Origin of the sequence: Chitinophaga sp. ARDCPP14 (assembly GCF_051362515.1) — a bacterium.
GTDB lineage: Bacteria > Bacteroidota > Bacteroidia > Chitinophagales > Chitinophagaceae > Chitinophaga.
In genome coordinates this window covers 831393-844384 of record NZ_JBKIXB010000001.1, presented here as the reverse complement: position 1 = coordinate 844384, position 12992 = coordinate 831393, and the positions used below count along the sequence as shown (strand labels likewise).

Genomic DNA, 12992 nt, shown 5'->3' with positions numbered 1-12992 from the left:
ATCATTTGACGCCCCGGTTTCTGACAGCATAGCAATAGTTTTACAGCATCTAATCCACGTATATGAAATTGCGATTACTGCTGTTTAGCCTGCTGGCTTCTGCGTTACTAAATAACTTATTTGCGGCGCCACCTGCCTATATTACTCTTCCTGATGGGGTGATCGTTTTTACGGATTCCCTGCTAACGGGTTCAACGTATGCTGTTAAACTTGAAGTAGTGTCGGACGATATTATCAGGGTGATGGCAGCTCCCGGGAAAGAAATAGTGGCCGGTACCAGCCTGGTTACTGTTTATCATAAAAAACCAGGGCTCACCTGGGATTTCATTCCTTCTAAAGAAAACCTGACTCTCAAAACAAAAAAATTAATCGTCACGGTAGACCGGAAAACCGGCGCCGTTACTTTCACGGATCTGGCAGGTAAAAAAATCCTGTCAGAAAAACAGCCGTTTGGCAGGGATTTTCAATCCGCCATATTCGACGGTAAACGTTATTACGCCATTACGCAAACATTCCAGACGGCCGACGGGGACGCATGGTATGGACTCGGACAACACCAGGACGGTATAATGAATTACCGGGGCCAACAGGTTACCTTCTTCCAGAACAATACCGAAGTGGCCATTCCTTTTATGATCTCCAATAAAAACTATGGCATTCTCTGGGATAATTATTCCCTCACCAGGGCCGGCGATATCAGGCCGCTTCACCCGCTTTCTTCCATGCAACTTTTTTCAAAGAAAGGTGAAACCGGCTGGCTTACCGCCTCCTATTCCAATAACATGCATAAACCTCAGGAGATAAATATTGAAAGAGCAGAGGGAAATATTGATATGGAGTTTTTGGGAGATTCAAAAATTCTACTACCCCGGGAATTTACCCCAGCTTCCGGTATGGTGACCTGGGAGGGAAGCCTTTCCAGTCACCTGTCGGGGTTACATCAGTTCCGCTTCACTTATGGCGGTTCGGTAAAAGTATGGCTGAATGGAAAATTGGTGCTGGATCGTTGGCGAAAGGCCTGGAACCCCGCATCTGCATTGATTCCATGGGATTTCAAAAAAGGAGAAAAAGTACCGGTGAAAATTGAATGGCTACCGGAGGGGGGCGAGTCCTACCTTTCTTTAAAATGGCAGGAGCCATTGAGCCGTGATCAGCAAAACAGCTTTGGTTTTTGTTCCGAAGCCGGCAAACAGGTGGATTACTATTTCGTGTATGGCAATAATATGGACGAGGTAATTTCCGGCTATCGTACGCTTACAGGTAAGGCACCTATTGTGCCAAAGTGGGCGTTAGGTTTCTGGCAAAGCAGGGAGAGATACAAAACACAGGAGGAGATAGTGAATACTGTTGATGAATTCCGTAAAAGAAAAATTCCTATCGACAACATTGTGCTGGACTGGAATTATTGGAGAGAAGCGGAATGGGGCAGCCAGGAGTTTGACGAAAAACGTTTCCCTTCTCCCGACAGCATGATTGATTTGTTGCATAAAAAATTCAATACGCAGATTATGATATCTGTATGGCCAAAATTTTATGACGGTATACCGGCCTATAACAACTTTGATAAAAACGGATGGCTTTATAAAAGAAACATAGCCGATCAGCAAAAAGATTGGATAGGCAAAGGATACGTTTCTACTTTTTACGATGCTTTCAATAACGCCGCCAGGAAAGGATTCTGGAATCTGATCAACGAAAAAATTTATAGTAAAGGAATTGACGCCTGGTGGATGGACGCCAGCGAACCGGATATAGTTTCCAACGTAAACCCGGAAAAAAGAAAGCTGCAAATGACACCCACTGCTTTGGGTAGCGCGGCAGAGTTCCTGAATGCATATCCGCTGCAGAATGCAAAAGGAATTTATGAAGGACAACGCTCAACGGATCCGGATAAAAGGGTCTTTTTGCTGACACGATCCGGCTTTGCAGGTTCGCAGCATTATGCGGCGGCGATATGGAGTGGTGATATCGGTTCCACCTGGAATGATATGAAAGCGCAAATAGCTGCAGGGAGTAATTTCTCTATGTCCGGGCTTCCTTACTGGACGATGGATATAGGTGGCTTTGTGGTGCCAAGGAAATTTGAGAGCCCGGATGCAGAGAGCCTGGAAGAGTGGAGAGAGCTGATGACCCGGTGGTCGCAGTTTGGCGCATTTGTTCCTTTATTCCGCTCCCATGGGCAATCTCCTTACCGGGAAGTATTCAACACAGCTCCTGAAGATCACCCCGCTTATAAAAGTTTCCTTTATTACGATAAACTGCGTTACCGTTTACTGCCATATATCTATGCGCTGGCAGGGTGGACGTACCATGATGACTATACCATCATGCGCGGACTTGCAATGGACTTTGCAAAAGATACCGCCGTGCTGAACATTGCTGATCAATATATGTTTGGCCCTTCACTGCTGGTAAACCCCGTGTATGAATACCGGCAAACAAAACGTGCCTTGTATTTACCCGAGTGCGCAGGATGGTATGATCTCTATTCCGGGAAGTGGTATGCAGGTGGTCAGAAAATTACTGCTGAAGCGCCTTATGAACGGATGCCTTTATTTGTAAAAGCCGGATCTATCCTGCCTTTTGGGCCGGAGTTACAATATGCAGCGGAGAAACAGGCCGACACTGTTACGTTGAACATTTACACTGGTGCGGACGCATCTTTCAACCTGTATGAAGATGAGGGCACCAATTACAATTATGAAGAAGGTGCATTTTCCATCATTCCAATAAAATATACCCAGGCAACAGGAACTGTTACTGTCGGAGAGCGGAAAGGATCGTTCAAAGGCATGTTACAGAAAAGAGCCCTTCGCATTAATATCATTTCGCCCGGAGAACCCAGGCGCCTGGATCCTGATGCCAAATGCGACAAGGAAGTGGTTTACGATGGAAGAAAAATAGATATAAAAAGTAGTCAGTTAAATCCACAATTATGAATTCATTCAAAATCATTTACTTGCGAATATTGCTGCTGTGGGGCATGCTTGGGGCCTTAACCCTTAGCCAGAACGCCTTTGCCCAAACGTCAAAGGTGAGTGGAACGATCACCAGTCAAAGTACGTCCGCTCCGGTTCCTGCAGCATCAGTTACCGTAAAAAGCACCCGTGTATCCACCGTTGCCGATGATGCAGGACGGTTTACTATTGAGGCATCAACGGGGGATGTGATAGTAATTACATCCGTTGGATTTGTTGAAAAGGAGGTAAAAGTTACCTCACGCGAATTGAAAGTTCAATTGCTGGAAGCTGAAAGCCAATTGGAAAATGTAGTAGTAATCGGTTATGGTACCCAGAAGAAAAAACTCGTTACAGGAGCCAACATCCAGGTAAAAGGCGCGGACATCCAGAAACAGAACACTACCAATGCCATGCAGGCTTTGCAAGGCCAGGCGCCGGGTGTACAAATCACTTCCTATTCAGGACAGCCAGGCGCAGGAATGAATGTGATTATTCGTGGTAAGGGTACTGTTGGTAACTTTTCTCCTTTATATATTGTTGACGGTGTTCAAACCAGCGACATTTCATACCTGAACCCCGCAGACATAGCCTCTATCGACATTCTGAAAGATGCTGCCTCTGCTGCTATTTATGGTTCACAGGCGGCCAACGGTGTTATCCTGGTTACCACAAGAACGGGAAAAGTCAACCAGAAACCGCAGGTTACCCTGGATGTTTTTTATGGCGCCCAGCAGCTTGCCCGCAAGGCTAAACTGTTGAATGCAAAAGATTATGCCACCATCATAAACGAAGCTGCTGTCAACTCCGGTAAAGCGCCGTATTTCAGCAACGAGGTAGTTAACAATTTGCCGGTAAGCACAGATTGGCTGGACCAGATGTTCAAAAAGAATGTGCCGACTCAAAACTATGTATTGGGCGTACAGGGAGGCAGTCCCAATTCCACCTATTCCCTGTCACTGGGATACACCAGCCAGGGCGGCATTATAGGAGGATCGGACATTTCTTACCTTGACCGCTACACGTTCAGAATAAACTCCGAACATAACCTGTACCAGAATATTGTTAAGCTGGGAGAACATCTTACGTTCAATTATCAAAACAATCATGGAATTGCGATAGACGGCCAGTATAATAATACATTACGTGCTGCTTTCACTACAAGCCCTTTCCTGCCCACGTATGACACGGACGGTAGTTATTTCAGCAGCGATAAAAAAGGCTGGTACCCGGGAAAACCTGATCAGGCGTGGAACAATACAGAGGCCAATCCTTATGCAGTGATGGACTATACCACGCGGAACCGCAACAGTAACCAGGGTTTATTTGGCGATGTGTACATACAGGCGGAACCCATTAAAGGCTTAAAATTCCGTTCCAGCCTGGGTTTAAACTATTACGCGAATCAAAGTCATGGTTATACACCCGTTTATCATCTTTCTATTTATTCCTTTAATGATACTTCGAAGGTGAGCCAGTCAATGGGTAGTGGGCGTACCATTCAGTTCGACAATTTACTCAGCTACGATTTTGATGTTGCTGCTGATCACCATTTTGGTGTAATGGCAGGTAGCTCTTCGCTGAAAACACAAACTGTTGGTATGAATGGTTCCAACTGGGACCTGCGTGTTGCCGATCTGCAGCATGCCTACCTTTCTGTTGCGCAGAATGTGAACAAGGGTGCGCCATATATGAGTCTTGGCGGTGGCCCGTCTGAGAATGCGTTGATGTCTTACTTCGGACGATTGCAATATAATTTCCGTGAGAAATACCTGCTGAACCTCACCTTCAGGGCTGATGGTTCCTCTAAATTCGCGCCGGATCATCGCTGGGGATATTTCCCTTCCGTGTCCGCCGGATGGGTGACTTCTATGGAGGAGTTTATGGAGGGTGTGCAGTGGTTGAATTTCCTTAAGCTCCGTGGCAGCTGGGGACAGGTAGGTAACCAGAATGTAGCGGCATATCAGTTTGTGTCTCCTGTCAGCTTCAGTAATGCGGGTTATATATTCGGACCGGTGGAAGGAGCCAGTACACAGGGAGCTTATCCAAGCCGTATTGCCAATCCGGATGTAAAATGGGAAACGTCGGAGCAAACAAACATCGGGTTTGATGCTACTGTGTTACAACGGCTGGATATAACCTTTGATTATTATGTCAAAAAAACAAAAGACTGGTTGATTACCGTGCCTATTCTGGCTACTGCCGGCGCAGATGCGCCGCTGATCAATGGCGGTGATGTGAAAAATACCGGCGTTGAACTGGCGCTTAATTATCGAAACAACATCGGCAAAAATTTCCATTATTCAGTGGGCGTAAACGGCGCCTATAATAAAAACAGGATAGGGAATATTCCTACAAACGATCATGTGCTTCATGGTAATACCAATGTGCTGTATGCCAATGCAGGTGAATTTTACCGGGCGGCAAACGGTGAACCGGTAGGCTATTTCTGGGGACTTAAAACCGCAGGCGTGTTCCAATCGGACGATGAGGTAACGGCGTATAAAGGCAAAACGGGTAATCCCATTCAGCCCACCGCCAAGCCTGGCGATGTCCGGTATGTTGATTTAAACAACGATGGTGTTATTGACGCCAACGACAAAACAAATATCGGCGATCCCAATCCTGATTTTACCTATGGGTTTAATATAACGCTTGATTACAAAGGGTTTGATCTCTTAGTACAGGCCTCCGGCGTAACAGGTAATCAAATTGTTCAGTCGTACAGGGGACCGGGCGGGTTTGGTAACTATACCTCAGAAATACTGGACCGCTGGCATGGCCCGGGAACTTCCAATAAAATTCCCAGGGTCACAGAAGATGGCGCCAACTGGGCGCAGTTCTCTGATCTGTACATACATAAAGGAAATTATCTGCGTATCAATACGATTACCCTCGGTTATGATTTCTCAAACCTGATCAAAAAAAATTACCTGGGCAAAGTAAGATTATATGCTTCCGTGCTGAATGCTTTCCTGTTTACCAAATATAATGGTATGGATCCCGAAGTTGGATATAATGAAGGCTTTTCATCGGGAGTGGACTTAGGATATTATCCCAGGCCCAGAACATTTATGGTTGGAGCAAACATCCGGTTTTAAATTAAAAACGAATTGGCGATGAAAAACTTAAAATTTTATATGCTGGTTACTGCGCTGTTGTCGTTGATGGCCTGTAACAAGGACTTTCTGGACTCAGAAGATGTAACGTCTGCTACCGAGCAGAACTTTTATAAAACACCGAACGATGCCTGGAAGGCATTGGTAGGCGTGTATGATGGATTACAGCGTGTGTGGGCAAGCGGCGTTGCTTTTCCTGTTGCGTCTGCCATCATGTCTGACGAAGCATTTGGAGGCACCGGTAATGCCGACGGATTTGGTTATCAGATGATGGACGAATTTGATAAACTCCGTTCGCCTTCTGATGAGAATATGTTTGGAGATACCTGGAACCTGTACTACAAGGCTATCTATCGCGCCAATATGCTTCTGTCGCATCTTGACGGGGTGGATTGGAAAGGCAATGACAGTTTGCGCAGAACGTATGAAGCGGAAACAAGGTTTATACGTGCCTATTGTTATTTTGATATGGTCAGATTATGGGGCAATATTCCGTTGATTACAAAGCCTACTACGGATAATGTACCTCAGGCCAGCCCCGACAGCGTTTATAAACTTATTGCCGACGACCTGGTATTTGCAGCTTCCAATCTTCCTGCTGGCGGCTATGGCGTCCAGGATCCCTCCAGCCGTGGACGGGTAACCAAATGGGCGGCAGAATCGCTGCTTGGCCGTGTGTTCCTTTGCTATACCGGTTATTACAATAAAGCCGACCTGGTGGGAACTGTTTCAAAATCGCAGGCGCTTGCTTACCTGGAGGATGTTATCAGTAATGGAGGATTTGGGTTGGTAGATAAATTTGCCAATTTATGGCCCGCTGCCTCTCTTAACAATTACGTAGGAGAGGATAATAAGGAAACGGTGTTTGCCATCAAATACACTTTTACCAGCGATTGGAATGGAAACGTGGATGGTAACCAATGGATGGTGTTATTCGGTATTCGCGTTCAGAGCATTTATCCGTATGGGATGGGCTGGGGTGGAGCCACTGTAAACCCGAAACTTTGGAATGCTTTCCCTGCCGGTGACAGCCGGAGAAGCGCCTCTATCATTTCAATAGTGGATGAGGGGCTCAATTTTCAGAACATAAAGGATCAACGGGAGTATACAGGCTACTGCATTAAAAAATATACCCCGATGGCGGATGAGGCAGGAAGAAGTCTTGCTGAAAAAATGGGGGGCGCGAGCTTCATGATCAGCCAGTACCAGGATTATGTGTCTATCCGCTACGCGGATGTTTTGTTAATGGCGGCTGAATTAGGCGCCGGTGGGGCACAGAATTACCTGGATGAGGTGCGCAAAAGGGCATTGGGCGCCAGCTTTGTCCAGGTTCCGGTTAGCAAGGCAAATATTATAAATGAAAGAAGACTTGAATTTGCGGGAGAAGGAATCCGTTACTGGGATCTTCTTCGCCAGGGCATCAATGTTGCTGCCTCAGCCATTGCAGAATCGGTGACCGTTCAAAATGGCGGCGTGAATACCACCAAAACCATTTTAGCATCGAAGGTAATCGAAACAAAGGGGCTGGTGCAGATACCTTATACACAAATCACTTTATCGGATAACGTATTGAAACAAAACGCGGGTTGGTAATGAGCCAGGGCCGTTCTAATTAATTATCAGGAGAACCGGGCAGGGAGACAATGCGGATGTTGGATGAATGCAACATAGTGGCCCCGGTTTTCCCTGGTTTATTGACAGTTGCTAGTGATATTCAACGAATTGTAACATTTGGGCCTCCTGGTTGAATCAAATGACCCCCTTGATTCAGAGAACATAACAATAGCTTTACAATATTCAATCCACGTATATGAAACTACAATTGCTGCCACTTAACTTGCCGGCCCATGTCTCGTATGGAGACTTATTGGCAAGTCCTTCTGCCTACGTTGCAGATCCTGACCACCTGTCTACCTTTTCAATCCCTTTACTTAGTCCTTCACCTCAGGCTTTTCAACTTGAGGTCGTCACCAATTACAGTAGAAAGTGACTATTGGAAACAACGAAAGCTGCTGAAAAAGAACTGGCACTTATCGATTGCATGGCTCCTGTCACGAATGTTCCGGCCTTATGAAACATCATCCTCGCTGAAAACAACTGCGAGGATCATCATCTACCCACGTTAAAATTAGAAAAATGAATTCAACCAAAATGATTCGCTTGCGAATACTACCGCTATTGGGTATTCTTTTGGGATTCCTTTCCACCCTAAACCTCTCTGCGCAAACAATAAAAATAAGTGGTAGAATCATCAGTAAAAGTAATTCCCCCATTCCAGGCGCCACTGTTACCTTAAAAAACACCAGCCACTTCACTATTACTGATGGAGCGGGAAAGTTTACGATCGATGCTTCCCCGGGGAGTACATTGGTAATTTCAATGATAGGTTACCAGAAAAAAGAAGTGGTGGCTAAAACTGCTTCCCTTGAAGTAGAAATGGCTGAGAATATTTCACAACTGGAGGATGTGGTGGTAATCGGGTACGGCAAAGTAAAACGGCCGGATGTTACCGGCGCCATATCTTCTGTTTCCGGTGATGAGATCCGTAAAACACAACCGGTAACCTTTGACCAGGCTTTGCAGGGTAAGGTGCCCGGACTAGTGGTTCAGCAAATATCAGGTCAACCAGGCGGAGCTGTATCGATACAGATACGTGGCTTGTCTTCTTTTGGAGGAGGTTCGCCTATGTATGTAATAGATGGGATCATTATTGGCGGCACCGCCACATTGGGCGCAGGTGTGAATCCATTGGCAGGTATCAATCCTTCTGAAATTGAAACCATTGATGTATTGAAAGACGCATCTGCAACAGCGATTTATGGTTCACAGGCAACAAATGGCGTAATAGTAATCACCACCAAAAGGGGGCAGGTCGCTCCGCCAAGCATTTCTTATGAAATGTATACAGGCTACCAGCAAATACCTAAAAGGTTACCTGTAATGAATTTAAGGGAATATGCAACCTTTATAAATGAGAGGAATACAGGGTTAGGATGGGGATTTGACACCCGGCCTGAATTTGTAAATCCAAAATACCTGGGCGAAGGGACCAACTGGCAGAAAGAGCTTTTCAGAAATGCCCCGATGTCTAACCATACCTTATCCATTAGCGGGGGAGACACAAGAACACAATACCTGCTGTCGGGTTCCTATTTTAACCAGGAGGGTATCGCGCTTGGATCCAATTTCCGGAGGATTTCATTAAGGTTGAATCTCGATAATAAAACAACCAATTGGTTAAAGATCGGTACCAGCCTGCAACTGGTGAATATCAAGGAAAATGTAAATTCAACCAGCTCCAATGTAATTAATACCGCATTAAGCCAAACGCCGGACATCGCCGTAAAGAATGAGGATGGCAGCTGGGGCGGAGCCTATAACCCCAATGGCTGGGTGAACAGTACCGTGAACCCGTATGCGATCGCCCTCATTAATAAAGACGAGGCAAAAAGAAACCAGCTTTATGGTAATTTATATGCAGAAATTGCTTTTACCAAAGATCTCACCCTCCGGAATGAAGCAACAGGAAGTTTTTCCATGGCGACGGAAGACCGGTTTAATCCTACCTATACATTTGGTCTTGTAAAAAATAATACCAACAGCGGGTCTTATAATTTTTCGCAAAATTTGTTTACCACCATCAGGAACTTCCTTACCTACTCACATCTGTTTAAAGATAAATACAATGTAAATGTGTTACTGGGTCATGAAGCGCAACTCGGTACAAATGAAGGTTCTTCTGCAGCAAGAACAAATTTCCCTTCAAATAATGTGCAGGTAATCAGCAGCGGTGATCCAACCACCGCCACTAATAGCGGCTCCAAAGGGCAAAGCGCCCAGGAATCGTACTTTGGCCGTATCAATTTTGGCATCAACGATAAGTACCTGTTTACTGCCAATCTCCGGGCAGACGGCTCTTCAAAGTTTGCCCCTGAAAACCGCTGGGTGAATACCTACTCAGGAGCATTTGCCTGGAAATTGAATAAGGAAAATTTTCTGCAGTCTGTTAAAGATATTAATGAATTGAAACTGCGCCTGGGGTATGGGTTAACAAATAACCAGAACATCCGGGATTATGCCTATACCTCCACACTGGCTACGGTGGCTACCGGGCTAACGGGCATCGCCCAGCTTACCCAGAATGTGGGAAACCCTTATGTACAATGGGAAAAAACAAAATATGCCAACATCGGGCTGGAAGGAACACTTTTTAACTGGAGATTGAATTTCTCCGTTGATTTTTATAACCGCAAAACCGATGGTCTTGTTTTGCAGATCCCTTTACCGCTGTATTCCGGAACGGCGATTGGTTACTCGCCAGGCGCCATGGAAGCTCCGTATGTCAATGTAGGTACTGTTAATAACAAGGGCTTTGATTTCAGGATCAGTTCAACCAGTATTAAAACCAAAAATTTTACCTGGAAAACAGATGTGACAGTTTCCCGCAATATCAATGAAGTGCTTAAACTCAATACGGATGGCGCTTCACTGAACAGGCAGTACAGCAAAACTGCAGTGGGCAGATCTATCGGCGAGTTTTACGGTTATGTTATTGACGGAGGTGTGTTTGCTACGAGAAAAGACTTTGAAACCCACGCATTGCCCACTAAAAATGGTGTGCCACTGTCGGTAGGAGCTGCCGGTGGAAGCATCTGGTACGGTGATCTGAAATTCAAGGATTTTAATGGTGACGGCGTTATAAATGAATCTGATCAAACCTACCTCGGTTCCCCCATACCTAAATACCAGATTGGTTTCAACAATACTTTCTCCTATAAGAATGTGGATTTGAATATATTTTTTGCTGCCAACGTTGGCAATAAGGTATTTAACCAGCTTCGCGTAAATGGGGAATTTCCGGGTACCAGCTTTGGTTACTTCAAGGCGTTAAACGACTATGCGAAATTAACCCTGATTGACCCGAAAGGCAGCGCCACTGATATTAATAATATACAGGTAACTAACCCTGAAACAAGAATTGTCGGAATCAGGAATGATAATACCAATGATAATAACAGGAATTCTGACAAGTTTGTAGAAGACGGAAGTTTTTTGAGATGTAAGAATATTTCCCTGGGATATACCTTCCCCGAAAAGCTGATCAGTAAAGCCAGCATCAAATACCTGAGAGTTTATTTCAATGTTTCAAACGCCTTTATCATTACAAACTATAAGGGAATGGACCCGGAGATCGGATCGTGGGACCCGCTGAGCGCTGGTGTTGATGGCGGTTTTTATCCGCAGCCCCGCGTGTTTACCATTGGTGCGAACATTAAACTGACTAAATAAAATATTCATCTGTTAATATAAATAGTTATGAGATCAATATTGGATAAAATAATTGTCTTCCTGATAGCTACGATAGCTATAACAGGATGCTCCAAAAGTTTTTTGGATCGTCCGCCCCTGTCGCAGATAAGTGCGGATAATTTTTATCAATCGGCTGGTGATCTCAGGTTGGCAACAGCTGCATTATATGCTGGTACGCCCTGGGCTGACTGGAACTACAATTGTTATTTGCCTGTTGGCGAAGTGCTGAGTGGAAATATGGCGGTTGGTTACTGGGGAGATGCTGTGCAGTTGAATACTTTCACCGTTACCGGCTTAAACGGCATCATGATTTCCAATTGGAAAGGGATGTATAATGTCATTGCACACTGTAATGTTACGATCAATGCCATCACACAAAAGGCGCCGGCTTCCATTCCTGATAAGGACAAAAATGCGGCTATTGCTGAGGCCCGTTTTATACGTGGATTTGCCTATTATAACCTGGCGGTGTTGTGGGGCGCGGTACCCGTTATTGAAGATAACAGCGAACTGATTGTATCTCCGTTGATCAACCGGGTAAAAACGGAAGACGTATATAAATTCGCAATCAATGACCTCACTTTTGCAGCCAGCCATCTCCCCGCTGCTGATGCTGCAGGAAGGGTAACTACCTGGTCGGCACAAGGCATGTTAAGCAAGGTTTATCTGACGGTAGCCGGGTTAAATCAGCAGGGAGGCACCAGGAACCAGGCTTACCTGGACAGTGCAAAGAAATACGCCGGAAATGTGTGTAAGAAGAGCGGCCTTGCGCTGGTAAAAAATTACGCCGACCTGTTCAAAACCCAGTTTAACGACAATCCGGAGTCATTGTTTGCATTGCAGTGGGCGCCGGGAGGAGGTTGGGTGGAAGGAAATATGTTGCAGGTATATTCTCCGGGAGGTGTGGAAATATCTGCCAATGGCTCAGCAGGCTGGTTTGCTATTAGTCCGACCATTGATATGTACCAGCTTTATCAAACAAAGGATTCCGTAAGGCGTAAAGCCACTTTTATGATTAACGGCGACTATTACCCTGAGTTGAATGCGGCAGGCGGAGGATTTAAATATACAGGTAGCTCCGGGTTGAAGAAGCATATTATCGGCACCAACAAGGATAACAGTGCGCCAACGATGACGCTGACGTCCTCCACCGAGCATAATGCGTTATTAAGACTGGCGGATGTTTACCTCATTTACGCTGAATCAATACTTGGTAACAGTGCCTCAAGTGCCGACGGCGACGCGTTGCTCTACTTTAACCAGGTTCGTACAAGGGCCGGGATGGCTCCTGCTCCCAGAATAGATATGGACTCCGTCATTAATGAGAGAAGAATTGAACTGGCAGGAGAAGGACAATATTGGATCGACCTGGTCAGACTGTCTTATTATAACCCAGTCAAGGCCATCAGCAAATTAAATGGAGAAAAGCGTGCGCCATTTACCATTTCGAATGGTGTTATAACACCCGGAGATCCATATGGTATTATTACGCCTGCCACCATTCAAAGTTTCACATTCCCAATACCTTCTTCTGAGGTAACCGCCAACCCGAAATTGCTGGAACCTCCGGTGTCATATTATTAAGAACCACTAAAAACATTATACC

At 45.4% G+C, this 12992-nt stretch carries 5 protein-coding genes; all 5 read left to right on the top strand.

What is annotated here, in order from left to right; all coding sequences use genetic code 11:
- Positions 1-62: 62 nt before the first annotated feature.
- The 5 genes from ACLHR0_RS03260 to ACLHR0_RS03240 all read left to right on the top strand — a co-directional run bounded on the left by ACLHR0_RS03260 (position 63) and on the right by ACLHR0_RS03240 (position 12970).
- Positions 63-2939, top strand: coding sequence for a TIM-barrel domain-containing protein (locus ACLHR0_RS03260; RefSeq protein ID WP_436484710.1), 2877 nt, complete (start codon positions 63-65; stop codon positions 2937-2939).
- Positions 2936-6058 (top strand): SusC/RagA family TonB-linked outer membrane protein, encoded by a 3123-nt coding sequence (locus ACLHR0_RS03255; protein WP_436484708.1) that lies wholly within the window; start codon positions 2936-2938, stop codon positions 6056-6058. Before ACLHR0_RS03260 ends, ACLHR0_RS03255 begins: the two co-directional genes overlap by 4 nt.
- 18 nt (positions 6059-6076) lie before the next feature.
- A complete protein-coding gene (locus tag ACLHR0_RS03250) occupies positions 6077-7669 on the top strand; it encodes a RagB/SusD family nutrient uptake outer membrane protein (RefSeq protein WP_436484707.1) in 1593 nt (530 codons plus the stop codon).
- Between the two features lie 567 nt (positions 7670-8236).
- On the top strand, positions 8237-11365 hold the full coding sequence (locus ACLHR0_RS03245) for a SusC/RagA family TonB-linked outer membrane protein (protein WP_436484705.1): 3129 nt from the start codon (positions 8237-8239) through the stop codon (positions 11363-11365).
- Between the two features lie 27 nt (positions 11366-11392).
- The gene (locus ACLHR0_RS03240; protein WP_436484703.1) at positions 11393-12970 is read left to right on the top strand and encodes a RagB/SusD family nutrient uptake outer membrane protein; all 1578 of its coding nucleotides are present in this window, start codon (positions 11393-11395) and stop codon (positions 12968-12970) included.
- The last annotated feature ends 22 nt before the right edge of the window (positions 12971-12992 follow it).

Excerpts from the sequence above, each read along its gene's own strand:
- ACLHR0_RS03240 (WP_436484703.1), top strand. The coding sequence starts at position 11,393 with ATGAGATCAATATTGGATAAAATAATTGTCTTCCTGATAGCTACGATA.
- ACLHR0_RS03250 (WP_436484707.1), top strand. The coding sequence starts at position 6,077 with ATGAAAAACTTAAAATTTTATATGCTGGTTACTGCGCTGTTGTCGTTG.
- ACLHR0_RS03255 (WP_436484708.1), top strand. The coding sequence starts at position 2,936 with ATGAATTCATTCAAAATCATTTACTTGCGAATATTGCTGCTGTGGGGC.
- ACLHR0_RS03260 (WP_436484710.1), top strand. The coding sequence starts at position 63 with ATGAAATTGCGATTACTGCTGTTTAGCCTGCTGGCTTCTGCGTTACTA.